22 protein-coding genes are annotated in these 23,050 nt (G+C 53.1%); 19 read left to right on the top strand and 3 right to left on the bottom strand.

Annotation, left to right across the window (positions count from 1 at the left end; translation table 11 throughout):
- Nucleotides 1-39 precede the first annotated feature (39 nt).
- The 8 genes from guaB (at nucleotide 40) to G536_RS0103710 (ending at nucleotide 10,476) form a co-directional block, all read left to right on the top strand.
- Nucleotides 40-1,521, top strand: coding sequence for an IMP dehydrogenase (gene guaB, locus G536_RS0103745; RefSeq protein WP_022822241.1), 1,482 nt, complete (start codon nucleotides 40-42; stop codon nucleotides 1,519-1,521).
- 268 nt (nucleotides 1,522-1,789) lie between these two features.
- Nucleotides 1,790-3,889: a PP2C family protein-serine/threonine phosphatase gene (locus tag G536_RS26095; RefSeq protein ID WP_169515036.1), complete on the top strand. Its 2,100-nt coding sequence runs from the start codon at nucleotides 1,790-1,792 to the stop codon at nucleotides 3,887-3,889.
- 14 nt (nucleotides 3,890-3,903) lie between these two features.
- Nucleotides 3,904-4,233, top strand: coding sequence for an STAS domain-containing protein (locus G536_RS0103735; RefSeq protein ID WP_022822239.1), 330 nt, complete (start codon nucleotides 3,904-3,906; stop codon nucleotides 4,231-4,233).
- Nucleotides 4,234-4,257: 24 nt separating this feature from the next.
- Nucleotides 4,258-4,686 (top strand): ATP-binding protein, encoded by a 429-nt coding sequence (locus tag G536_RS0103730; protein WP_022822238.1) that lies wholly within the window; start codon nucleotides 4,258-4,260, stop codon nucleotides 4,684-4,686.
- 258 nt (nucleotides 4,687-4,944) lie between these two features.
- On the top strand, nucleotides 4,945-7,251 hold the full coding sequence (locus G536_RS0103725; protein ID WP_022822237.1) for a peptidylprolyl isomerase: 2,307 nt from the start codon (nucleotides 4,945-4,947) through the stop codon (nucleotides 7,249-7,251).
- A 253-nt stretch (nucleotides 7,252-7,504) separates the two neighbouring features.
- The gene (locus G536_RS0103720; protein ID WP_051166832.1) at nucleotides 7,505-8,893 is read left to right on the top strand and encodes a peptidylprolyl isomerase; all 1,389 of its coding nucleotides are present in this window, start codon (nucleotides 7,505-7,507) and stop codon (nucleotides 8,891-8,893) included.
- A gap of 97 nt (nucleotides 8,894-8,990) precedes the next feature.
- The gene (locus tag G536_RS0103715; protein WP_022822235.1) at nucleotides 8,991-9,956 is read left to right on the top strand and encodes an AAA family ATPase; all 966 of its coding nucleotides are present in this window, start codon (nucleotides 8,991-8,993) and stop codon (nucleotides 9,954-9,956) included.
- 79 nt (nucleotides 9,957-10,035) lie between these two features.
- On the top strand, nucleotides 10,036-10,476 hold the full coding sequence (locus tag G536_RS0103710) for a hypothetical protein (RefSeq protein ID WP_022822234.1): 441 nt from the start codon (nucleotides 10,036-10,038) through the stop codon (nucleotides 10,474-10,476).
- Nucleotides 10,477-10,566: 90 nt separating this feature from the next.
- Here G536_RS0103710 and G536_RS0103705 read toward each other — a convergent pair whose 3' ends face one another.
- Nucleotides 10,567-11,454, bottom strand: a complete 888-nt coding sequence (locus tag G536_RS0103705; RefSeq protein WP_022822233.1) for an SDR family NAD(P)-dependent oxidoreductase — start codon at nucleotides 11,452-11,454, stop codon at nucleotides 10,567-10,569.
- A gap of 188 nt (nucleotides 11,455-11,642) precedes the next feature.
- Between G536_RS0103705 and G536_RS0103700 the strand changes: the two genes are divergently transcribed.
- Nucleotides 11,643-12,215: a GNAT family N-acetyltransferase gene (locus G536_RS0103700; protein ID WP_022822232.1), complete on the top strand. Its 573-nt coding sequence runs from the start codon at nucleotides 11,643-11,645 to the stop codon at nucleotides 12,213-12,215.
- A 47-nt stretch (nucleotides 12,216-12,262) separates the two neighbouring features.
- On the opposite strand, the gene G536_RS0103695 is transcribed toward G536_RS0103700, so the two are convergent.
- On the bottom strand, nucleotides 12,263-13,420 hold the full coding sequence (locus G536_RS0103695) for a hypothetical protein (protein ID WP_157530374.1): 1,158 nt from the start codon (nucleotides 13,418-13,420) through the stop codon (nucleotides 12,263-12,265).
- A 200-nt stretch (nucleotides 13,421-13,620) separates the two neighbouring features.
- Here G536_RS0103695 and recA point away from each other — a divergent pair, with 200 nt between their 5' ends.
- From recA to G536_RS0103645, 10 genes are all read left to right on the top strand, one after another.
- Entirely contained in the window at nucleotides 13,621-14,712 is a 1,092-nt protein-coding gene (gene recA, locus G536_RS0103690) for a recombinase RecA (RefSeq protein WP_022822230.1), read from the top strand.
- Nucleotides 14,713-14,952: 240 nt separating this feature from the next.
- Nucleotides 14,953-15,777 carry a DUF3108 domain-containing protein gene (locus G536_RS0103685; RefSeq protein WP_033369500.1) on the top strand — a complete coding sequence of 275 codons (825 nt, stop codon included), beginning with the start codon at nucleotides 14,953-14,955 and terminating at the stop codon, nucleotides 15,775-15,777.
- A 243-nt stretch (nucleotides 15,778-16,020) separates the two neighbouring features.
- Entirely contained in the window at nucleotides 16,021-16,722 is a 702-nt protein-coding gene (locus G536_RS0103680; protein WP_425402122.1) for a response regulator transcription factor, read from the top strand.
- Between the two features lie 138 nt (nucleotides 16,723-16,860).
- Nucleotides 16,861-17,961 carry a sensor histidine kinase gene (locus tag G536_RS0103675; protein WP_342664752.1) on the top strand — a complete coding sequence of 367 codons (1,101 nt, stop codon included), beginning with the start codon at nucleotides 16,861-16,863 and terminating at the stop codon, nucleotides 17,959-17,961.
- Nucleotides 17,962-18,056: 95 nt separating this feature from the next.
- Entirely contained in the window at nucleotides 18,057-18,770 is a 714-nt protein-coding gene (locus tag G536_RS0103670) for an RluA family pseudouridine synthase (protein ID WP_026879802.1), read from the top strand.
- Nucleotides 18,771-18,926: 156 nt separating this feature from the next.
- Nucleotides 18,927-19,379, top strand: a complete 453-nt coding sequence (gene rplM / locus G536_RS0103665) for a 50S ribosomal protein L13 (RefSeq protein ID WP_022822225.1) — start codon at nucleotides 18,927-18,929, stop codon at nucleotides 19,377-19,379.
- 39 nt (nucleotides 19,380-19,418) lie between these two features.
- A complete protein-coding gene (gene rpsI, locus G536_RS0103660; protein ID WP_022822224.1) occupies nucleotides 19,419-19,805 on the top strand; it encodes a 30S ribosomal protein S9 in 387 nt (128 codons plus the stop codon).
- Between the two features lie 18 nt (nucleotides 19,806-19,823).
- Nucleotides 19,824-20,591, top strand: a complete 768-nt coding sequence (rpsB, locus tag G536_RS0103655) for a 30S ribosomal protein S2 (protein ID WP_022822223.1) — start codon at nucleotides 19,824-19,826, stop codon at nucleotides 20,589-20,591.
- 157 nt (nucleotides 20,592-20,748) lie between these two features.
- Nucleotides 20,749-21,588: a translation elongation factor Ts gene (gene tsf / locus G536_RS0103650; RefSeq protein ID WP_022822222.1), complete on the top strand. Its 840-nt coding sequence runs from the start codon at nucleotides 20,749-20,751 to the stop codon at nucleotides 21,586-21,588.
- 72 nt (nucleotides 21,589-21,660) lie between these two features.
- Nucleotides 21,661-21,984, top strand: coding sequence for a hypothetical protein (locus G536_RS0103645; RefSeq protein WP_169515035.1), 324 nt, complete (start codon nucleotides 21,661-21,663; stop codon nucleotides 21,982-21,984).
- A 1-nt stretch (nucleotide 21,985) separates the two neighbouring features.
- Here the strand turns inward: G536_RS0103645 and G536_RS0103640 are convergent, their stop codons facing one another.
- Nucleotides 21,986-23,038, bottom strand: coding sequence for a DUF3089 domain-containing protein (locus G536_RS0103640; protein ID WP_033369499.1), 1,053 nt, complete (start codon nucleotides 23,036-23,038; stop codon nucleotides 21,986-21,988).
- Nucleotides 23,039-23,050 lie beyond the last annotated feature (12 nt).

Genomic DNA, 23,050 nt, shown 5'->3' with positions numbered 1-23,050 from the left:
TTTACCCGGCAATAAGCGGAACCTAACCTCCTTGTTGCCATGGCTGATTACGCCACCCCCCATTCCAAAATTGCCTTCGAGGCGCTGACTTACGACGACGTCCTGCTGCTTCCCGCCTACTCGGAAGTACTGCCCCGCGACACCGACCCGAGCGCCCAACTCACCCGCAACATCCGTCTAAAACTGCCTTTTGTGTCGGCCGCTATGGATACCGTCACGGAGTCGGAAATGGCTATTGCGCTGGCGCAGGAAGGCGGTATCGGCATCATTCACAAGAACATGAGCATCAAGGCACAGGCTGAGTTGGTGCGCCGGGTGAAACGCTCGGAAAGCGGCATGATTCTCGACCCGTTCGTGCTGCAAGAAGCGGCTACCCTCGGCGACGCCAAAAAGCTGATGCGCGACAACAACATTGGGGGCATTCCCATCGTGGATGAGCAGCGCCGCCTCAAAGGCATTCTTACCAACCGTGACCTGCGCTTCGAGAAGGACATGAGCCGCCACGTAACCGAGGTGATGACCCACGGCCCGCTCGTAACGGCCAAAGCCGGCACCGAGCTAGCCGATGCCGAGGATATTCTGCAAGAATCGAAGGTGGAAAAGCTGCCGGTAGTGGACACCGACGGCCGGCTGGTAGGCCTCATCACCTACAAGGACATTCGGAAGCGCCGCCGTACTCCTAACGCGTGCAAAGACGAGTTCGGCCGTTTGCGGGTAGGTGCCGCCGTGGGTGTTACGCCTGATTTGATGGACCGGGTAGCGGCGCTAGTGGAAGCTGGCGTAGACGTGGTAAGCGTAGATACCGCCCACGGCCACAGCAAAGGCGTACTTGATGCTGTACGTAACCTTAAGCAGCAGTTTCCTAATCTGGAGGTAATTGCCGGCAACGTAGCCACTGCCGAGGGTGCCCGCGCCCTAGCCGATGCTGGCGCTGACGCCGTGAAAGTGGGTGTTGGACCGGGTTCTATCTGCACCACCCGCATCATTGCTGGTATCGGGGTGCCCCAGCTTTCGGCCGTACTGGAAGCGGCCCGCGGCCTGGAAGGTACCGGCGTTCCGCTGATTGCCGATGGCGGCATCAAGTTTTCGGGCGACGTGGTGAAGGCGCTGGCGGCCGGAGCTAGCACAATTATGGTTGGCTCGTTGCTAGCCGGCACCGAAGAGGCACCTGGCGAAGTCACGCTCTTTGAAGGCCGCAAGTTCAAGAGCTACCGCGGCATGGGTTCGGTGGAAGCTATGGAAGACGGCTCGAAGGACCGGTATTTCCAGGATGCCGAAGACGATATCAAGAAGCTAGTGCCCGAAGGCATTGTGGGCCGGGTGGCCTACAAGGGCCAAGCAGCTGAAGTGCTGTTTCAGCTGGCTGGCGGTTTGCGTGCCGGTATGGGCTATTGTGGCGCCGCTACCGTGGAAGACTTGCAGCAAGCCCGCTTCGTGCGCATCACTGGTGCTGGCCTCCGGGAGTCGCACCCCCACGACGTACAGATTACGCAAGAAGCGCCTAACTACAGCACCAAATAGCAACACTGTATTCTGTCACTGAAAGCCGGTCCTGCAAAGGGCCGGCTTTCCTTTTGTGAGCATTGCTGTTGACTAATTCACATTCATTAAAGGTCTAGCACAAAACCCCATGTGCTCAGGCTGGTAGCTAGTTAACAGCTTACAGTTAAAACTCACCCAAGTAGCTACCCCAAAGCCTCAGCTACATTATTAGTTCTGCCGCTATATCTTAGCGGTCCGTTTTGCTTAAATGCTGGCTATAATCCAGCGCAGTTTTGTTCCTTACCTTATGCCCTTTCGCCAGCGGCTGAAAGCCATTACCTTACCTCTTACGATTATCAGCTGGGTGCTGCTGCTACTTAGCTCGCTTAGCCGTACCAACGGCCAGGCGGCTGAATGGCTGGGCGGTAGCTGGCCGGAGTGGGTGACGCTGGTAAGTCAGGCGGCATTTGCGGCATTTGCGTTTATCTATCAGCGCGGCCGCCCAGATCCGCTGCATGGCAACGACTTTGCGGGTCTGCTGCGCCGCCTCGTACTAGGTCCTGGTTTGTTAGCTACCGTCTGCATCGGCCTGCACTTGACTGAGCGGTTTGTACAGGCCGAACTGCCCACCAACGATGAGACATTCTATGCGGTTATCTACACGATTAATCTGGCGCTGTTTGTTGTTTTCCTGGCGTACACTAATTATTCCTGGCGCAGCCTAGTGCTGTTCAGAGCTTCGCCAAAGCTGCGGCAGCAATGGGTATGGTTTGAAGTTTTACTAGGCTTTACGCTCCTTTTCCGCTTGCTCAACTGGGTACCACCACATCCATTCGACTACTTTATTGTGGGCGGCCTAGGTATTTTTGGGGTGTATCTGAGTGGCAATCAACAATGGGTGGCCTACCTCAACCGCCGTCAAAAATGGGAAGCTGTGCTGCTGCAAGTAGCTATTTTGCTGGCCATGACGGTGTTTGTGGTGTACTTCCTGCGCATCCGCTTCGACCCCAAGCTGGTGGCCCCGGCACCGCAACATGCCTTTCTATTACTCAACGCCTTCTTTGGTGCTTTCTACTCCTCTATGGGGTTGTTGGTAACCATCTTCAATTTGCCCACGGCTAGTGTATTTGAGCAGAAGCGCGAAGAGATTTTGAGCATGCAGCGCCTCACCCAGCTCATTCAAAAAGGCCAAACCGAAGAAGAAGTATACGCCATGCTTTTCGATTCGGCGGTGCAAACCATGGACGCCGATGCAGCCTGGCTTACGCTGGAAACCGAAGAAGGCACCACCACCATCCAAGAATACCGCGTTTCACCCGAGCAGATAAACAGCATTTTACAATTGCTGCAAGAGTATAAGCTACAACATATCGAGTACCTCAACAACGATTTAGCTGGCAGTAGCGGCTTCCGCAGCCTAGAGTTGCCGTATGGCTCGCTGGTGATGATGCCACTGCGTTCGGCCAAGCGGCGTTTTGGGTCGCTTTATATGCTGAAAGAGCAGCGCTATGGTTTCGACCGTGAAAACCTGAGCATTCTGCAAACTTTCGCCAGCCAAACGGTACTTAGTATCGAGAACTTGCAACTGGTGCATATTTCGATGGAAAACCAGCGGGTGCAGGAGGAGCTAAAGATTGCTTCTGCAGTACAAGACAGTTTGATTCCCAAGAACTTACCTATCGATAGCTGGTTTGACATCAGCTCTTATGCGGCTTCGGCCAAGGAAGTTGGCGGCGACTTCTACGACTTCTTACACCTGCCGGGCCGGCAGTTAGCTATCCTTATCGGTGACGTATCAGGCAAGGGTGTAACGGCAGCGTTCCACGTGGCTCAAATGAAGGGCATTTTTCACGCGCTGATGCAGGAAAACTACCTGGCCCGCTCAGAGCGAGAGAAGTTTCCGGTGCCTAGCCGCTTCATGACCCAGGCCAACACTGCCTTGGCCCGCTGCCTGGAAAAGGCTGCTTTCATCACGGCTTCCTTGTACATTATTGACTACGAAAACGGCGGCTTTGTATTTGCCCGCGCTGGCCATTGCCACACGCTTTATTATCACTCCATCAAAGAAGAGGTTTCCTACTTCCAAACAACCGGTTTAGGGCTAGGCATCATTCGCAACGAGACCTACGAGAAGCACATCAAAAACCAGTTTTACGACTACAACCCGGGAGATGTGATGGTGATTTACACCGACGGTATTGTAGAAGCCCGCAACGCCCTTCAGGAAGAATATGGGGAGCAGCGCCTGCTGTATATGCTGGAACAAACCTTCTCGATGGAGGCTGACGAAATCAAGGAGCAGATTCTGGCAGATCTAGCTGAGTTTAGTACTGGCCAGCCTATGCACGACGACCAGACGCTGCTGGTAGTTAAGTTCAAATCCGCTCAACCTGACGGGCTTAACTGACGTACCCTGACCTTATGAAAATAACGCAACACGCTTCCGCCGATACACTTTCGTTACTACTTGATGGTGAACTAGATGCCAGTTCATCAGTATTGCTCGATGGCGAATTAACCAAGCCAGAAACCCTGCAATACCAGAAAGTACTTATCAATTGTCAGAAGCTGAACTACATTTCTTCGGCTGGATTAGGTGTTTTCATTTCGCACTTGCAGCAGTTTCAGGACGCAGGAGTAAAGCTAGTGTTCTTCAATATGCAGGAGAAAGTACACAACGTGTTCGAAATCCTCGGTCTAGATACCCTCATGACCATCGTGCCTTCAGAATCGGAGGCTACTGCCATTTAATTTTATATTGAACAGCCAGCGGGGATGAAAAACGCACTGCGGATTAGTTGTAGCCGAGGCAACCTGAAGGTTGTCCGCGACTTTGTCGCGGATTCTCTGCTGAACTATCACCTGTCCCCACTCCAACTCAACCAGATTGTGCTGGCTGTGGATGAAATAGTGGCCAACATCATCATTCACGCCAACGGTGAAGACGAGTCGCAACACCTCGATTTGGCGATTGATGTAAACGAGCAGGCTTTCGGCATCGAGATATTCGATAATGCGGCCAATTTATACAAGCCATCCTCTTACCACGAGCCCGATTTGCCAGAGTTTATTCGGCAAGGCAAAAAGGGTGGTGTAGGTATGGCCTTGGTCAACCGCATTATGGACCGGGTGGAATTTACCACCCAAGGCACGCAGAACGTTTGCCGGCTGTACAAAAGCTTGGTACAGCAACCTCAGCAATAGCCATTCAATGCCATAAGGGCCGGGCAGAAACAAGAACAGCAGTTGCTGATTTTCTCTTGTTTCTGCCCGGCCCTTATGGCGTTAGGTGATATTAGCGCAGTTGAAACCAAGCTGTGCTAGTTGCAAATTGACCGTAGCCACAAGGGTAATTTGTAGAGGGCAGGCCAAATAAATTCCGTAAAATTGCAACAGTGCAGTTAGCTAGGCTCAGTTGATTTGAGAGGCAATTGCCCCGCATTGTAGTTTCTTATATCTCGTATGCACAAACGCATTCTGTACGTCGGCACTGCTGCCGCCGCGCTGCTGGCCGCTTGCCAGGCTACCAAACCAACTACTACCGCTCCTCAAGCTGCTGTCGAAACGCTCGGGACCACGCCAGTACCCGCGCAGGAGTTTGCCTACGTTTATCGGAAGAATAATAGCACGGCTCCCGAGTACGGCACACGCCCTAGCGTTACGGAATACTTGGACTTGTACACCAATTTCAAGCTAAAAGTGATTGAAGCCGAGCAGCGCGGCCTTGATACCACGCAGGCGTTCAAGCGCGAACTGGACGGCTACAAGCAGCAGCTAGCTCAACCTTATCTTACCGAGAAAAGCGTCACCGAGCAGCTGGTTCGCGAAGCCTATGAGCGGATGAGCAAAGAGGTGAATGCCTCGCACATTCTGATTCGTCTTTCGCCCGATGCTTCCCCTGCCGATACGCTGGCAGCCTACCAAAAAGCCACGGCCTTACGCCAGCGCGTAAGCAGCGGCGAGAATTTCGAGCAGTTGGCCCGTGAAACCAGCGAGGACCCCTCAGCCCGTGAAAACGGTGGCCGTTTGGGGTACTTCACTGCCATGCAGATGGTGTATCCGTTTGAATCAGCAGCCTTTAAAACGCCAGTAGGGCAGATTTCGCAGCCCGTACGGACGCGCTTCGGTTACCACGTCATCAAGGTGAACGATATCCGGCCAGCGCAAGGCGAAATTAAGGTGGCGCACCTCATGATTCGGGCGACACCCGGCATGCCTAAAGCTGACTCTGTAACGGCCAAAAAGAAAATTGACGAGTTGTACACCCGCCTCACCCAGCGCAAAGAGAACTGGGACAAGCTGGTAGCGCAATTCTCGGAAGACGCCGGCTCGGCAGCTAACAGCGGCGAATTGCCGCCCTTCGGTACGGGCCGCATGATTCCGTCGTTCGAGGAAGTAGCGTTCAAGCTGCAGGCCCCCGGCCAGATTTCGGCGCCGGTACAAACTCCGTACGGGTGGCACGTTATCAAGCTAATTGAGAAACAGCCAGTGCCCACTTTTGAGGCCATGGAGCCAACGCTGAAAAGCAAGGTAGCCAAAGACTCACGCTCTGAGTTGAATAAAGCCGCCTTCCTCAAGCGCGTACGCACTGAAAACCAATTCACTGAAAACCAAGCCGGCAAAGACTATGCGTTTGCCAAGGCTGACACCGCGCTGGTAAGTGGCCGCTTCAAGTACACCGCCCCGGTTACTCCGGTAGGCAAAGGCGGCAAAAAGGCAGAAGGCGACACTCAAACGCTGTTTACCATTAAAAGCAAGCCCTATACGGTGGCTGACTTTCTGGCTTATGAGCAGCAGAACCAACGCCCGCGGCCCGGCGCCGAACCTCGCTTTGTTTCGCAGCAGCTATACGAGCAGTTTGTTGACCAAAGCCTGACTGATTTCGAGAAAAACAACCTCGAAAATAAGTATGAGGATTACCGGATGCTGGTGAAAGAGTACCGCGACGGTATTCTGCTGTTCCAACTCATGGACGAGAAAGTATGGAGCAAAGCCATTGAGGATACAGTAGGCTTACAGAAATACTTCACTGAAAATCAGAGCAAATATCAGTGGGACAACCGCGCCCAGGGTACCGTTATCAGCGCGGCTACACCAGCGCTGCTGGCTCAAGCCAAGCAGCAGTTAAAAGCTGGCCGCTATGCGGTGTCACGCCTAGCACCGCAGCCCGTAGGCTTCCTCCCGAATACCGATAAGCTTAACAAAGGCGCACGCCCTACCCTCGACCGACTGGCTGGGATTCTGCAAGCCGATAGCGCCTTACGCGTTACACTGGTTGGGCGGGCAAAAAAAGGCGAACCCGCTGGCATTGCCCGCCGCCGCGCCGCCGCTACAGCTGCGTACCTAACTGGTAAGGGTGTACCAGCAAACCGCATCGAGCAAACCACTCAGGCCAAGCCTAGCACCGACAATACTCTAACCCAAACCGTTTCCAGTATTAGCCCAACGGCTTTGGAGGAGTTGCTGAATGCCCAGAATCCACTTTCAGTGCAAATCACACAGAAGGCGTTTGCTAAAGGCGACAATAAAGTGGTGGATGAATTGATGAGCCGTGGGCCTGGCTCGTACGACGTGCAGAAAGATGGGCGCTACTACACCGTCATCATCGACAAAACGTTGCCAGCAGGGCCAAAGACTCTAGCTGAAGCTCGTGGTCTTGCCACTTCCGATTACCAGAATTATCTGGAAAAGGAGTGGATAACACAGCTGCGGGCTAAATATCCCGTGAAAATCAATCAGGCCGAAGTTGATAAGCTTATTACTAAGTAGTGCTTCGCTTGCAGTGAAAAGCCCCGGTTACAACCGGGGCTTTTTGTTTAGTACATGATTTGCCGCAGCACATTCGCAGGCGTGCAACCCGTAGCTCACTGGCAGGCTCTATGCTTGAAAGCCTGATACCCGGATGGTTTTTGCCGGAGAAAGGATTTATGTTGAAATTTACGGGCCGCTTTCTGCGTTCAGTCAGCAGCCCGGTTCGGTGGTGCTTATAGTCTAGTGCCGGACGTATCCTTTGACTCATTCCATGACTCGTTCCTTTGTTTCGTTGAAACGGGCAGCCTTGCTGACCGTATTGCTGCTCACCACGTTGTACAACACGGGCTTTGCGCAGCTAGGTGTGGGGCGCCCCGTAGGGCAGCAGCTCGTTGATGGCATTATCGCTAAAATCGACAACCAGATTGTATTGCGCTCCGACTTAGAAGCTATTATGGCTCAGGAAAAGGCGCGGGCTGAAGGCAAGCCTTTGCCACCTGACCTGCAATGCCGTATCCTGCAAAGTCTGGCACTTAATAAGCTTCTGCTCGCCAAAGCCGAAACCGACTCGGTGGTAGTGGAGGACGCTCAGGTGAAAGGTGAGTTGGACCGCCGCATGAACTATTTCGCCCAGCAGATTGGCTCAGAGAAAAAGCTAGAGGAGTACTACAATAAGCCCATCAAGCAGCTGAAGGAAGATCTGCGGCCCCAAGTGAAAGAGCAATTGGTGCAGCAGAAAATGCAGGACCAGATTTCAGGCAAGGTGAGCGTGACACCCCGCGAAGTACGCCAGTACTTCAACCGGATTCCCAAGGACAGTCTCCCTTATTATTCCACCGAAGTGGAAGTGGGGCAGATCATTAAGTTTGCCAAAGTAAATTCTTCAGCTAAGCAGGCTACGCAAGCCAAGCTCAACGATATTCGGGCACGTATTCTGGCCGGCGAGAGTTTTGAAACGCTGGCTAAGCAGTACTCTGAAGACCCTGGCTCGGGAGCCCAAGGCGGTTACCTTGGCTTTTTCAAGCGGAAAGAACTGGTGCCTGAGTACGAAGCCGCCGCATTGCGTTTGGAGCCAGGTGGGTTGTCGCCGGTGGTGGAGTCGCAGTTCGGCTTCCACCTCATTCAACTAATCGAGCGCAAAGGCGACCAATATAGCACCCGCCACATCCTACTTAAGCCTACCACTGGCTCGACCGACGTAAACGAAGCCGCAAAAGACCTGACTTCTTTGCGCCGCCGTATTCTGGCTGACAGCCTCACGTTTGCTAAAGCCGCCAAGGATAATTCCGATGACAAGCAGTCGGGCGCGAATGGAGGCTTGCTTCAGAACCGTGAGGACGGCAGCACGTATCTGCCACTCGACAAGCTCGATCCGGCCGTATTCTTTACTATTGACACGATGAAAGTGGGCCACATCACGCCGCCCATGCCCTACCGTACCGACGACGGCAAAGATGCCATGCGCATCATCTGGCTGAAATCGAATACGCCGCCGCACCAAGCCAACTTCAAAGACGACTACCAGAAACTTTCCCAGGCCGCTTTAGCTGAAAAGAAAAACAAGGCTTTGGATGAGTGGTTCACTAAGAACCGTGGCAGTGTTTTCATCGAAGTTGACCCGCAATACGCTGGCTGCAAACTATTGGACTCGGTTAATTAATTTTTCAAGAAGCTGGAAGTCAAGAGTTGGAAGCTAGAATATAGGCCTCGAACTTCTGGCTTCTAGTATCTAGTTTTTATCTTCTAGCTCCTTCTGAATGCGCACATTCTCTTCTGATAAAGAAGCCGCCGACGCGCTGGCTGCCTCGTACCGCACGCTGCGCCAGGAAATTGGGAAGGTCATAGTTGGGCAGGATGAAGTAGTTCGGCTGGTGCTAACTGCCGTTTTCTCGCAGGGGCATTGCCTGCTGGTTGGCGTGCCAGGTTTGGCCAAAACGCTGCTCATCCAAACAGTAGCCGATGCACTGGATCTTTCGTTCAACCGTATCCAGTTCACGCCCGATTTGATGCCCTCCGACATTGTGGGCTCGGAAACGATGAATCAGCAGCGGGACTTTCACTTTGTGCAAGGTCCTATTTTTGCCAATATCGTACTAGCCGACGAAATCAACCGGACCCCGCCTAAAACCCAGGCCGCCCTGCTAGAATCAATGCAGGAATACGCCGTGACGGTAGCAGGCCAGCGGTACCCGCTGGAGCGGCCGTTTTTTGTGCTGGCTACCCAAAACCCTATTGAGCAGGAAGGCACCTACCCACTCCCCGAAGCTCAGCTCGACCGGTTCATGTTCAATATTGAATTGGGCTATCCGAGCTACGAGGCCGAACTGCAAATCGTGAAGAATACCACGTCGGACGTGAAGGCTAAAGTTGGAAAGACTTTGCACGCCGACGAAATTCAAGCGTATCAGCAACTCGTCCGCCGAGTGCCCGTTGCTGATAACGTGGTGGAGTACGCCGTGAGCCTCGTGCACAAAACCCGCCCCAACACCGAGCGAGGTGCTGCTCGTGCCACTCAATTGCTGGAATGGGGTGCCGGCCCACGTGCTTCTCAACATTTGATTGTAGGTGCCAAGTGCAACGCCTTGCTCAACGGTAAATATTCGCCCGATATTGAGGACGTAAAGGCGGTAGCGCTACCGATTCTGCGGCATCGGTTGGTTCGTAATTTCAAGGCCGAAGCCGAAGGCATTTCGGTTGAGCAGATTGTAAAAGAATTGCTTTAAGCAATCAAGCGTGCTAAGCCTTGACTTTATAGGTCAACTGGCATTCAGAACTCAGCATTCATAATCCAGTATTACCCATATGGAAGTTTCCGGTTACTATCAGCAGTTTGAGCGCAACATTCACATCATTCTGGATGCGCTAGCTGTAGGCCTCGATTTGCGCACTACGGCGCTGGCTACCTCGCTTCCGCTGGAAGTGTATGTGCTGTGTGAGGTCCTGAACCAAGGCGGCGGCCAATTCCGCCTCACCACCGAAGGCATAGAGCGGCTGCGCGAGTTCCAAGCTCAATACGCGCAACGTGAGGCTGAAACCGAAGCCATTATGCGCCGGATTTTGGAAGACAAGCGTGCTGTTATGCGTACCCCCGAAGGCCGAGTGCTGGTAAAGGAAATGCTAATTCGCCGTCTTGAGTTCTTCAACGAAGCAGCTCGCCAGGTAAATGTGATGCGGATTCAACAGTCCTTGGGCAGCCCACCGCAGTACCGTTCTGGCATTGGAGCTGCGCTGCAAAAAGCGTAATGCTTAACCAAGTATAAAAGAAAAGCGGCTTGCCAATCAATTGGCAAGCCGCTTTTCTTTTTCAGCTATAGCACGGGTCAGAACAATTGGTTAGCTGATCATGGTGCCGGCCGCTTCCTCCCGAATCTTTGTATTGCCTTCTTTGCTGTGCTTTAAGCTCAACTCCCCTTCTGGCTCACGGCGCAGGTGGCTGGGTACCTCAGCGCCCGGTGTGCCTTTGGAATTGGTGATGCCTCCATCCACAAAGAACAGCGCCCCCGTTACGTAGCTGGCTTCATCGGAAGCCAAGAACAGATAAACATTAGCAACTTCCTCGGGCGTACCACGGCGGCCGAGTGGTGGGCCGTCTACGTTCTGCTTTTCCATTTTAGCATTCATTGGTCCGGTTTCCTTGTGGGTCCAGGCAGTATCCACAGGGCCAGGGCAAACGCAATTGGCGCGTACGCCATGTTTGGCTTGCTCAGTGGACACCCCTTTCATAAAGGCGTGGTTGAAAGCCTTGGTACCCCCATATGGTGTGTTTTCAGCAATGCCCATCCAGCCAGCCTCCGACCCAGCCGTTACAATGTTGCCCCGTGTTTTCTGTAGCTCGGGCAGAGCGGCCCGCGTCATCATGAAGGTGGAATAGATGTTATTCTTAATCATGTATTCGAAAGCGTCCACAGGATACTTTTCGAGCACGGAGGTTGCTGGAAATACGCCTGCGTTATTGATTAAGATGTCTAGCTTCCCGAAATCATCAACAGCTAGCTGCACGCATTCTTCGGCGTTTTTCTCGTGCGAGATGTCGCCTAGATAGCCAATGGCTTTGCCCCCTCGTTGCTGAATTTCATCTACTACCTTCCGCACCGGGTCACTTTCCAGCCCTACCACCACCACGGCGGCCCCTTCGTTGGCAAACTTCTTACAAATGGCTTCCCCGATACCGGCGCCACCACCCGTGACAATAGCCACTTTTCCTTCGAGTCTTCTTTTCATAGCAGGCAGATGAATATGAGCGAGTGAAAGTCTTACGCCATGCTTATTTCATGCAGACAGTACACAGGCGAGACTAGCAAAACTAACGGCCCTAGGTAGCGAGAGTTACGGCCGAGCTAGCAGTTATAGCTGTATTTGAGCGTTTTTGCCGTGCTGTACGTAGATAGTGGCGCTGCTTTTTTAAAATTATGTACGCTGCTTCTCCCCCTCCCCTCACGCCCATCAGCACCGTTCGGCTTACACTGCGGCCATACGAACCCACAGATGAAGAGGCATTTTTCACTGTTCTCGACCAAAACCGGAGCCGCCTCGCTCCTGCCTTCCCCAACCGAGTTGCCGCTGTTCAAACTATTGCCGGCGCGGCGCGCACCCTCACCCAATTCAAGCAGGATTGGCAAACCGGCCGGTTATATGTATTCGGCATCTGGCACCGCAAAACTGGTGTTTACCTCGGCGACATCAGCCTTCGGCCTAGTTGGCAATTGCCCAGAAGTGCCGAAATAGGGTACTATCTGGCGGCCGAAGCGGAAGGATATGGCTACGCCCGCGAAGCTTTGGCCGCCGCTGTTACGTTTGGGTTCGGCCAATATTTAGAGGCTCAATACCTCACACTTCGGTGTCGGCGCAACAACCCGCGCAGCATAGCCGTGGCCAAAGCCGTGGGATTTCAGCCTGTTGTAACCAAGCGGCGCCTGTGGCCCTTGCGTGATAAGGAACCAGACATCGTGCATTTTCGGATAGACCCAGTTGTTGGTTTGTAACCGTACTTCGGTAGCTCATCTCCCACAACTGAGAGCTGAAAATCAACCTAATCGGCCCGGCGTAGTGTTGTCAATAGAAATTCGGCGTTGAAATTCAGGTACGTTCCGAAGGAAAACTCAACCTGTTTGTTCTGCAAATCATAAAACGGCTCGAACCGGGTAGATAAAACCATCTTGCCAGGCAGATGAAAATCGTTGAGGAAGCGCAGAATCAGCAGTTGTCGGTGCCGCTCGGTGTAATTGGGGTTGTTGACGGTGCTGGAAATGGACTGGTATAGCTTGCCACCCTGCGGAGCTATAAACCCCTTGCCCGACCAATAGCTTAGCATCACATTGCCAAGCCGCGTATCCACGGCCGCATTAAGGTAAAGCCCGGTACCACTACCGTAAGGCAGCACTTCTTCAAACGAGTAGTCGGTATAATGCGTGACGTAGCCATCAAAATACAGGGCCCGCGTGAAGTAAGAACCAAGCTTGCGCCGCACTCGCACGCCTCCCACAAAGTTGAACAAGGTTTGCAGCGGCGTTTGGATAGTATCAAGTTGCCCGCCGCGGTGAATCCCCAGAAACTGCATGGGCACCACGCCCAGCCGCCACCCCGCCGAATCTTGGTAAGCCGTAAACTCGGTGGTTAGGCCGCCGGCCACTTCTTCCTGGAAATTGCTAAAGCGGTACTGCTGCCGCTGCCAGTCCACCCAGGCATCCAATTGTAGGCGGCGGGTTTGCAACCGATACTGCATGCCCTCTTCCAGCCGGTTGAGCATCACCCGCTCGAAGTCAAACAGCGGCTCGATGTAGCCGTGGTGCAGGTTGCCTTCAATATTGCCAAACAGCAGGCTATGCGGTCCATTCTGGTATTTCACCGTAAACAGAGGCCGCACCTGCCGCAGCCGCGGCGTACCGTAGTCCTTGTACAAAAAGATACCAGCCTCCAACCGCAGATTTTTGCTGGGAAAGTACACCAGCCGCGGCGCCAGCTGCGTACCATAGAGCGTTTTGCCCTCGTTGATTTTATTGAAGTACTCGTTGTCTTTGGAAAACAAAAACGCCTGTACCGCTACTCGAAGCTGCCCAACGTACTCGGGTTTTACGGCCAGCGGATGCAGAAAGGCCGAATTATTTAATTGTCCCCACGCCTGCTCTGCCCCACTTAACCAGCTTACCAACGTCAGTATCAGCGCGGTATAAGCAGGCTTATTTCCCAAAATTTTTAGCACGAAAAATTTCACCTAAATTCAACGAAAATTTTTAGCATTGCGGGGACAAAATATAGGTCGGCAGCGTTACCACTAGCCTGCCAAAAACAGACCCACTTGCCCTTTTGCAATGCTGATTCTGTGGTTGCGAAGGCAACCTAAAACGCCTACATTCACCAAACCTAAGCATTTTCACAAACCCTATTCTAATGGCTGCTACTACTGACAAAGCCGAGAAGGTGACCAACCCTCAGACCGAGAAAATGAAAGCCCTTCAGCTCACGCTGGACAAGCTCGACAAAAACTACGGCAAAGGCACGGTTATGAAGCTGAGCGACAACAAAGTTGTCGATATTCCGGCCATCAGCACTGGCTCGCTAGGCCTTGACATTGCCCTTGGTATTGGCGGCTTGCCCCGCGGCCGGGTGGTAGAAATCTACGGTCCAGAATCATCGGGTAAAACCACGCTGACACTGCACGCCATTGCTGAAGCACAGAAAAAAGGTGGCATGGCGGCTTTCATCGACGCTGAGCACGCCTTCGACCGGATTTACGCCGAGAAGCTGGGTATCGACACCGAAAACCTGCTCATTGCGCAGCCCGACAACGGCGAGCAAGCGCTGGAAATTGCCGACCAGCTGATTTCGTCGGGTGCCATCGACATTATCGTAATTGACTCCGTAGCTGCCTTGGTGCCAAAAGGCGAACTGGAAGGCGACATGGGTGACTCGAAAGTGGGTTTGCACGCCCGCCTCATGAGCCAGGCCCTGCGGAAGCTGACTGGTACTATCAACAAGACGGGCTGCTGCTGCATTTTCATCAACCAGCTGCGGGAGAAAATCGGCGTAATGTTCGGTTCGCCCGAAACCACCACCGGTGGTAATGCCCTAAAATTCTACGCTTCGGTACGCCTTGATATTCGCCGCATTGGCCAGATCAAGGAAGACAAAGACAATGTAACTGGTAACCGCACCAAAGTGAAGGTGGTGAAGAACAAAGTAGCGCCGCCGTTCAAGGTGGTCGAGTTCGACATTATCTACGGTGAAGGCATTTCCAAGGTCGGTGAAATCCTTGACCTGGGTGTTGACATGGGTATTATTGCTAAGTCGGGCTCGTGGTTCTCGTACAACGGCGACCGGCTGGGCCAGGGCCGTGAAGGCGTAAAAACCATTCTGCAAGACAATCCGGAGCTGGCTGATAAGATTGAAGCCCAAATTCGGAACTTGGTGAAAGGTGAACCGGAAACCGCTATGGCTGCAATTCCCGTAGATACTACCGTTGACGACGACGACACCCTATAGTCGTTGCTTTAAGAAGTAAGTTCAAGAGGTTGAAAAGCCCCGCCAGCAATCTGGCGGGGCTTTTTTCGTTTGGCGCCCGTATACCAAGTACTATTGCTTTCCGTAAATACCAGTCCATTATACTAGGAAAGCTGCTACCGAGCAGTAGCTTTTCTGCCCCGTTCGCACATTGCTGTATATTTGCTGGCACCCCTTTTGTCTGGGGCATCAGGCACCCCTCTGTCCTGTTTTATTACCACTATGAATTGCCGTTGGCTATTAGCACCCTTTACTGTATTGTCACTGGCCGGCTTGCTGGCTTTTCAACCCTCTGATGCGCTTCGCTCAGTGCCTAACAATAGCTTCAAGCGAGGCGAGGTGCTGCAATACAAAGTGCATTACGGCCTAATCAACGCCGCTGAAGCTACCATTGAAGTGTCGGATGAGTTACACCGCGTCAACGACCGGACTTGCTTCAAGGCTACCGTTACGGGCCGTACTACGGGCTCATTCGACGTGTTTCTGCGTATACGGGACACCTGGCGCACCTACCTTGACACTACTAGTATCCTGCCACAGCGCTTTTTTCGCAACATCGAGGAAAACAATTACCGTCGCCGCGAAACCGTAGATTTCGACCACCAAAGAGACGTAGCTCAGATGGAGCGCCACGGCAAAGACAAAAATAAAGTCAAAACCGGCACCTACAAAGTGCCCGACAACGTGCAGGACTTAGTGAGCGGGTTCTATTACCTGCGTACCATCAACTATGACCAGCGCCGCATCGGGGAAGTCATTCGGGTACAAGGCTTTTTCGACGAAAATGTATTTGTCATGGACGTCGTTTATAAAGGCCGCGAAACGGTGGAAACCAAGGCTGGCACCGTACGGGCCATTAAGCTGGTTCCGAAAATGCCCAGCAACAAGCTCTTCAAAGGCGAAAACGCCATTTCAGTATACCTCTCCGACGACCGGAACAAGATTCCGGTACTGATTCAGGCTGAAATGTTTGTGGGTGCGGTGAAAGTGGATATGTACAAATACCAAGGCCTCAAAAACAGGCTCAATCTGGTAGCCCAGAACTAAGGAACAGCACAACGGCTCCCAACGGAGCCGTTGTTGTTTTTGGCCGAGATGTAGCCAACTTATAAGACTAAGTAATGGGTTACTGCTTCTCCGCCGTAGGGCTAGCGGTTCGGGCCGGAACCACTATTTCCAGTATCTTGATAATGCTTATCAATACCTGCGAGTAACAAAAAGGTAATACACGAGTGCCCCAGCGGGGCGGTACTTTTGCATTTGCGCAATCCTTTTACCTAAACACCCTACATCGTGCAAGCACCTGCCAACCCCAACGCCTACAAGATTTTGGTGGTCGATGACGACCCTGATATCGTGGAGCTTTTGGAATACAATCTGCGCAAGGAAGGGTACTCTGTGGCTTCGGCCCCCGACGGCCGCCGGGCACTGGATATTGCCCCGCAGTTTGCCCCCGACATTATCCTGCTCGACGTGATGATGCCCAACCTTGATGGCATTGCCACCTGCCGCCACCTGCGCGAGCAGCCCAAGTTCAAAGACACCTACATCATTTTCCTGACGGCGCGCGCCGAGGAGTTTTCGGAAGTGGCCGCCTTCGAGGCCGGCGCCGACGACTTCATTGCCAAGCCCATCAAGCCCCGGGCATTGCTCAGCCGCTTAGCCGCCTTCGTACGCCGCGACCGGGACCCGCTGTCTGTGCAGGACACCATCGAAATTAACGGCCTTAAGATTGACCGCACCGGCTTTTCGGTGTACCAGGAAGGCCGCAAAATCACGCTACCCAAGAAGGAATTTGAACTGCTGGCGTTCCTGGCCGCTACGCCGCATAAGGTATTCGGGCGCGAGGAACTGCTTCAGAATATTTGGGGCAACGACGTATTCGTGCTGGCTCGCACCGTGGACGTGCACGTGCGTAAAGTGCGCGAAAAAGTAGGTGAGCACCACATTCAGACCATTAAAGGCGTCGGCTACAAGTTCAACATCGACTAGCCGGGCTTCTGTCCTCTACGCATTGGCCTCTGTTTTCTTCTCTTGCTGGTTGCTCCAGCTACGCTGAGAGGATGCAGGGGCCTTTTTGCGTCGAGTTGGCCTCCGTTATCAAGTATCTTTACCCCCGAATCAATCGTTGTGCTTCCCTTGAATATTTCTTCCCGCGTCATTGCCATCATCTTGTCGCTGCTGGTGGCTGGGGTGCTTACTACGCTGGCGCTGGTGGGCCCTACCATGAGCCTGGAGCAAGGTGTACTGGCAGGAGGCATCACCGTGGCCGCCTGTTTTCTGTTGCTATACCTAATGTTTGAGGCGCTGATTTTCCGTGAAATCAATAGCATTTATGCCAGCTTGGAGAACGTGAAGCGCAAGGAGTTCCGGAAAATGTCCAACAAATTTCTTTTCCGCCCCGAACCCCTCAAGCGCATGCGCGACGAAATTGTGGACATGGCCGAGCGTAAGCAGAAGGAAATCGACGAGCTAAAACGCCTTCAGGCCTTACGCCGTGAGTTCCTAGCCGATGTATCACACGAGCTAAAAACGCCCATTTTCGCCGCTCAGGGTTTCCTGCACACCATTCTCGACGACGACGACGTAGACGATTTCACACGCCAGCGCTTCCTGCGCAAAGCGGCCAATAGCCTCGACGCGTTGGATACCCTAGTGCAGGACCTCGTAACGATTTCGCAGTTGGAAAAAGGTGTGGTGCGCATGCGCCGTCAGGGCTTCGATTTGGTGGTGCTGGTCCATGAGATATTCGAGCAGCTGGAGATGAAGGCCGCCCAACGCAATGTGAGCCTGGAGCTGTTGCCCCCCAACTTACCTGAAACCGGCCTGCGCGTGCTGGCCGACCGCAACCGGATTCGGCAGGTACTCATCAACCTGATTGACAATGCCATCAAGTACGGCCGCGAAAATGGGCACGTTTCCGTGCTGCTGGAGGAAAGCGGCAAATCGGTGCGCATAGCTGTGCGCGACGACGGAGCCGGCATTCCGAAACAGCATCTAAACCGCATTTTCGAACGGTTCTATCGCATCGACAAGAGCCGTTCCCGCGACTCGGGCGGCTCGGGCCTGGGACTAGCTATCTGCAAGCACATCGTTGAGGCGCACAAATCCACCATCCGGGTGCAAAGCGAAGTCGGGCAGGGCACCTCCTTGGAATTCAAGCTTATTAAGCCCAAAAGCCCTTTAACTCCTACCACCAAGGCAACCGGCGAACAAGCACCGGAAGCGTAGCATCCATCATTGTATTTTCGGCTTATCCTCCTGCCATTCGCTTGATGTGTGGAGGCTACAAAACCACTGGCAGCCCCTTACCTTTGCAGCTTCCTATGAAGCTACCCAATTTCAAAGACCTGATCCTGTTCGAGGACGAAGATTACGTGGTAATCAACAAGCCACCATTCTTGGCCACACTTGATGAACGATTTGGCGGCGCGCCCAATATCCTGCGCCTGGCCCGTGAGCAGTACGACGACGTGCAGGCCTGCCACCGTCTCGACAAAGAAACCAGCGGCTCGCTGGCACTGGCCAAAAATCCCGCCGCCTACCGCCACCTGGCCATGCAGTTCGAGGACCGCAAAGTGCGCAAGGTGTACCATGCTGCCGCCTGGGGCGTGCACCAGTACGATGGTCTGCGCGTGGAGCGCAATATTGAAACCACTACCAAAGGCAGAGCACGCTTAGCCTATAACGGCAAGCCCGCCGTGACACTAGTGCGTACCATGGAGGCCTATGCTCGCCACACGCTGCTAGAATGCCAGCCCATTACCGGCCGCATGCACCAGATTCGGTTGCACTTAGCCTACCTGCAAGCCCCCATCATTGGTGACAAGATGTACGGCGGCGAGGACTTCTACTTATCGTCGCTAAAAAAGAAGTTCAATATGAAGGAAGGCGAGGAAGAGCAGCCCTTCATCAAGCGCTTTGCTTTGCACGCAGCCAGCCTCAGCTTTGCCAAGCTCGATGGCGAAATTGTTACTGTTGAGGCACCCTATCCTAAAGATTTTCGGGTGCTGATAGATACGCTCCGGCAGTACCAATAGTCTATAAGACAATCGAAGCGCCTGTATTCTAGCCCTTTCTCCGGCGCATTTGTTGCTCACCATGTTGTAAATCCGCGTGAAAGCGGTATCTTTGTGTCCGTTTTTCCCGGACATGGTTCGGTTTCATCTCATTTCCAAACGCTTACCTTCCTCCCAATGGATCATCTGAGCTTCAAGACGGTATCCGTCAACAAAGCCAACGCCGATAAGGCCTGGGTTGTGGTTGATGCCAGTGTTGCGCCCCTGGGCCGTCTGGCCAGCCAGATTGCCAACATGCTGCGTGGCAAGCACAAGCCATCGTTCACGCCCAATTCCGATTGCGGCGACAACGTTATCGTTATCAACGCCGACAATCTGCGCGTAACGGGCAAAAAAATGACCGACAAAATCTATGTAACCCACTCGGGTTATCCAGGTGGTCAGAAGCGCCTGACGCTACGCGAGAAAAAGGCTAAAAACGCCGCTAGCATAATCGAGCACGCCGTGAAAGGCATGTTGCAAGGCAACCGCCTCGGCCGCGAGCAATTCCGCAACCTGTATGTGTATGCTGGCAACGAGCATCCGCACCAAGCCCAACAGCCGCAAGCTGTTGAACTGAAAAACCTTTAAGCCGATTTCGGCCTCTTTTTTCTTTAATTTTCTCACTTAATGGAAATTACCAACACCTCTGGTAGAAGAAAAACCTCGGTGGCTCGCATCTACATGCAAGCCGGGCAAGGGAATATCACTATCAATGGCCGGGACATGAAGACTTACTTCGGTAACGAACTCCTGGAAAACATTGTGAATCAGCCGCTCGCTATTGTTGAGCAGGTTGGTCAGTACGACATCAAGGTGAACGTAGGCGGTGGCGGCATTTCGGCTCAGGCTGAAGCTATCCGTTTGGCCATCTCGAAAGCCCTCGTAGGGAATAACGAAGAAGTTCGTCCGGCCCTGAAGAAGGAAGGCTTCATGACCCGCGACCCGCGCATGGTGGAACGCAAGAAATTTGGCAAGCGCAAAGCTCGTCGTTCGTTCCAGTTCTCGAAACGCTAATCCCAGAGGAAATTCATCATGGCTCAGTCCACCACTTATAAAGAACTGCTTGACGCTGGTGCCCACTTTGGTCACCTCACGCGCAAGTGGGACCCGAAAATGGCTCCGTTCATCTTCATGGAGAAGAACGGTATCCACATCATTGACCTCAACAAAACCCTTGTTTCGCTGGATCAGGCTGCTAACGCCATCCGCAACATTGCAAAGAGCGGCCGCAAGGTGATGTTCGTAGCAACCAAGAAGCAGGCGCAGGAAATCGTAACCTCGGAGGCCGAGCGCCTCAAGATGCCTTTCGTAACTGACCGGTGGTTGGGTGGCATGCTCACCAACTTCGCCACGGTGCGCAAGTCGCTGAAGAAAATGAGCACCATCGACAAGATGGTGAAAGAAAATACGGCTTACGCCGCTCTCGCTAAGCGCGAGCGTCTGATGCTGACCCGCGAGCGGGAGAAGCTGGAGCGTGTACTCGGTGGCATTGCCGACCTGAGCCGCCTGCCCGCTGCTCTGTTCGTAGTGGACGTGAAGCGTGAGCACATTGCTGTGAAAGAAGCCAAGAAGTTGGGCGTTCCGGTATTCGCTATCTGCGATACTAACTCCAACCCTGAATTGGTAGACTTCCCGATTCCAGCCAATGACGACGCTTCCAAGTCTATCCAGCTGATCATCAGCGTAATCGGTAAGGCCATCGAAGATGGTCTGTCGGAGCGCAAAGTCGACAAAGAAGATGCCGACAAGAAGCAAGCTGAAGACGAAGGCATCCAGGAAAAACTGACTGCTGAAGAATAAGCTTTCCAGAAGCTAAGAGTGAGAAGTCAGAAGCTAGAATCCGATGGTGCATGCCAGTTTCCGGGTTTTGCTTCTGACTTCTTCTTTTGTCGTTTCCTCTCATTAACTCCAACCTTTTAGCTAGTGCCTTTGGCGCTAGCCCCTAACTTCCCCAAGAATGGCAGCAATTACCGCCCAAGACGTGAACAAGCTGCGCGCCATGACCGGCGCCGGCATGATGGACTGCAAAAAAGCTCTGGTAGAAGCCGAAGGTGACTTCGAAGCTGCCCGCGACATTCTGCGCAAGCAGGGTCAGAAAATTGCTGACAAGCGTTCCGACAACGCTACTTCCGAAGGCCTAGTAATGGCCAGCGTAAGCGAAGACGGCACCAATGGCAAGCTGGTAGCTCTGGCCTGCGAAACCGAGCCGGTTTCGAAAGTGGCTGACTTCCGCGCTTTGGTTCAGCAAATCCTGGACGCAGCTGTGAAATCCAACGCAGCTACCAAAGAAGAGCTTCTGGCTGCTTCGCAAGAAGATGGCCGTAGCCTGCAAGACCACATCACCGACCTGATGGGCAAAATCGGCGAGAAGCTGGACGTAGTAGCCTACGCTAACATGACTGCCGAGAAAGTGGCTTCATATATCCACTCCGATGGTAAGAAAGGCGTACTTGTAGGCCTGAAGAACGTGAACGGTGCTGACGTAACCACTGTAGGCCGCGACGTAGCTATGCAAATTGTAGCTATGAAGCCCGTTGCCGTTGACAAAGACGGTGTGGATTCAGCTACGGTTGAGCGCGAAATCGAAATCGGTAAAGAGCAGGCGCGTGCCGAAGGCAAGCCTGAGGCTATGCTGGAGAAAATTGCTCAAGGCAAGCTCAACAAGTTCTACAAAGAGAATACGCTGTTGAACCAGGAGTTTGTGAAAGATAACTCGGTAACTATTGCTCAGTTGCTCGACAAAACTTCCAAGGGTATGACAGTAACCGACTTCAAGCGCGTAGCCATCGGCGCGTAGCTTTTAGCCTTGCCATATATATAAAGCCCCGCTAGCATTGTGCTGGCGGGGCTTTTTGTGCGTTATTACGACATGGACGCAAACAGAAAAAATGCTTACCGCTACTTGCTATACCAGTTTCTTATTGAAGTCAGAACAGTACCTGTTCCTCCAAGTCCTCAGCCATTTGACACTGCAACTTTCGAGTGGCTGGCTAAGCGGAATTATTACACGGGGGCAGTAGCTTATCAATTACACAACTTTGGTCTGGCGGTGGCTAACGACTTTACAGATTTCGATGAAGAGCATTTCTGGGCTGGCTTGGAGCATTTTTCAAATCAAAACCCTGAGATACCATTAGCAACGCGCTACAGAACAGTATTCGAGCGTCGTTTGGCTGAATTATTAGAAAAGTAGACTACTGCCCGTTACTCCGCCGCTCGTACGCCCGCACCCGCGTGGCGGCGTTCTGCCGGATATTCATGTAAAACAAGGCGTAGTCGGCAATATGGAAGGAGTGGCGGAGTTCGGGACGGCCTGGAACGAGGAATCGAGGATAGCCAATGGGTTTGGGGGCATGCAGCCACACGAGGCCGTCATGCACTTTGGCATCTGCTACAGCTTTGTCTATTTTGTTGAACGTGTATGGCACGCCGCCTAGGTTTAGCGTGGCGGGTGCAGCTACCGTATCGGTTTTCCAAGTGAGCGGGTTTACAGCTACACCACCTTGAAACGGCGGATACTCATTGCCCCACTCCACAGAGTTCCACGCTACGTAGCACCCTGTTTCGGTAGAATCCTGACATGGCCTGAGCACCTGATATTCGCTGGACTTCACGTTGAACCCGATGAGGTATGCCGCTACCAGTTGACTGCGCAGTTTAGGGTCTTGGTCGACTAGCTCGCGCAGGAGGCGCGCGGCGTGAAACGTACCTTGGCTGTGCCCCGCTATAATGAACGGGCGGCCTTGGTTGTAATGCGCTAAATAGTATTGAAAAGCCGTTTTCACGTCGACATACGCTTGCTCCAATGCCTCCTTACCACTCGGCGAAACTTCATCGAAAAACGAAAACAGCGTAGCCTGCCGATACCGTGGCGCGTAGATGCGCGCCGTACCGTTGAATACAGAAGCTTGCCGCCGCATAGTGCTGGCATCGGTAAAGCGGTTGGTTTTTCGGTCGGCTAGATTGGCATTCCAGGTAGTGCGACCAAAATACGTAGTAGGGTGCACAAAAAACACATCTACCGGCGCCATAGCCTGTTGGTCGTGCAAGCCAGAGTGAGCAGGCACGGAGTCGGCCGCATCAGGGCGGGTAGGCAGAGCAGCCCAGTAGGCTGACTGGGTGTAATCAGGAGTTGGAGGAAGCGGGCAGCTAGTAAAGTCGCGGCCAGGCTTGATTACATTAAGATAAGAAGATAGTAGCAAAGCCAGTAGTAATGCTGGCCAACACAGAAAAACAGCGTAACGCATACTCACATAGCA

It is taken from the genome of Hymenobacter norwichensis DSM 15439 (genome assembly GCF_000420705.1).
Taxonomy (GTDB): Bacteria; Bacteroidota; Bacteroidia; order Cytophagales; family Hymenobacteraceae; genus Hymenobacter; species Hymenobacter norwichensis.
Note: the sequence above shows the minus strand (reverse complement) of the source record. Positions and strands in the feature narration are given on the sequence as shown.

What these genes read in the sequence shown, in the direction of transcription:
- guaB (WP_022822241.1), top strand. Translation starts at nt 40, where the DNA reads ATGGCTGATTACGCCACCCCCCATTCCAAAATTGCCTTCGAGGCGCTG.
- G536_RS26095 (WP_169515036.1), top strand. Translation starts at nt 1,790, where the DNA reads ATGCCCTTTCGCCAGCGGCTGAAAGCCATTACCTTACCTCTTACGATT.
- G536_RS0103735 (WP_022822239.1), top strand. Translation starts at nt 3,904, where the DNA reads ATGAAAATAACGCAACACGCTTCCGCCGATACACTTTCGTTACTACTT.
- G536_RS0103730 (WP_022822238.1), top strand. Translation starts at nt 4,258, where the DNA reads ATGAAAAACGCACTGCGGATTAGTTGTAGCCGAGGCAACCTGAAGGTT.
- G536_RS0103725 (WP_022822237.1), top strand. Translation starts at nt 4,945, where the DNA reads ATGCACAAACGCATTCTGTACGTCGGCACTGCTGCCGCCGCGCTGCTG.
- G536_RS0103720 (WP_051166832.1), top strand. Translation starts at nt 7,505, where the DNA reads ATGACTCGTTCCTTTGTTTCGTTGAAACGGGCAGCCTTGCTGACCGTA.
- G536_RS0103715 (WP_022822235.1), top strand. Translation starts at nt 8,991, where the DNA reads ATGCGCACATTCTCTTCTGATAAAGAAGCCGCCGACGCGCTGGCTGCC.
- G536_RS0103710 (WP_022822234.1), top strand. Translation starts at nt 10,036, where the DNA reads ATGGAAGTTTCCGGTTACTATCAGCAGTTTGAGCGCAACATTCACATC.
- G536_RS0103705 (WP_022822233.1), bottom strand. Translation starts at nt 11,454, where the DNA reads ATGAAAAGAAGACTCGAAGGAAAAGTGGCTATTGTCACGGGTGGTGGC.
- G536_RS0103700 (WP_022822232.1), top strand. Translation starts at nt 11,643, where the DNA reads ATGTACGCTGCTTCTCCCCCTCCCCTCACGCCCATCAGCACCGTTCGG.
- recA (WP_022822230.1), top strand. Translation starts at nt 13,621, where the DNA reads ATGGCTGCTACTACTGACAAAGCCGAGAAGGTGACCAACCCTCAGACC.
- G536_RS0103685 (WP_033369500.1), top strand. Translation starts at nt 14,953, where the DNA reads ATGAATTGCCGTTGGCTATTAGCACCCTTTACTGTATTGTCACTGGCC.
- G536_RS0103670 (WP_026879802.1), top strand. Translation starts at nt 18,057, where the DNA reads ATGAAGCTACCCAATTTCAAAGACCTGATCCTGTTCGAGGACGAAGAT.
- rplM (WP_022822225.1), top strand. Translation starts at nt 18,927, where the DNA reads ATGGATCATCTGAGCTTCAAGACGGTATCCGTCAACAAAGCCAACGCC.
- rpsI (WP_022822224.1), top strand. Translation starts at nt 19,419, where the DNA reads ATGGAAATTACCAACACCTCTGGTAGAAGAAAAACCTCGGTGGCTCGC.
- rpsB (WP_022822223.1), top strand. Translation starts at nt 19,824, where the DNA reads ATGGCTCAGTCCACCACTTATAAAGAACTGCTTGACGCTGGTGCCCAC.
- tsf (WP_022822222.1), top strand. Translation starts at nt 20,749, where the DNA reads ATGGCAGCAATTACCGCCCAAGACGTGAACAAGCTGCGCGCCATGACC.
- G536_RS0103645 (WP_169515035.1), top strand. Translation starts at nt 21,661, where the DNA reads ATGGACGCAAACAGAAAAAATGCTTACCGCTACTTGCTATACCAGTTT.
- G536_RS0103640 (WP_033369499.1), bottom strand. Translation starts at nt 23,038, where the DNA reads ATGCGTTACGCTGTTTTTCTGTGTTGGCCAGCATTACTACTGGCTTTG.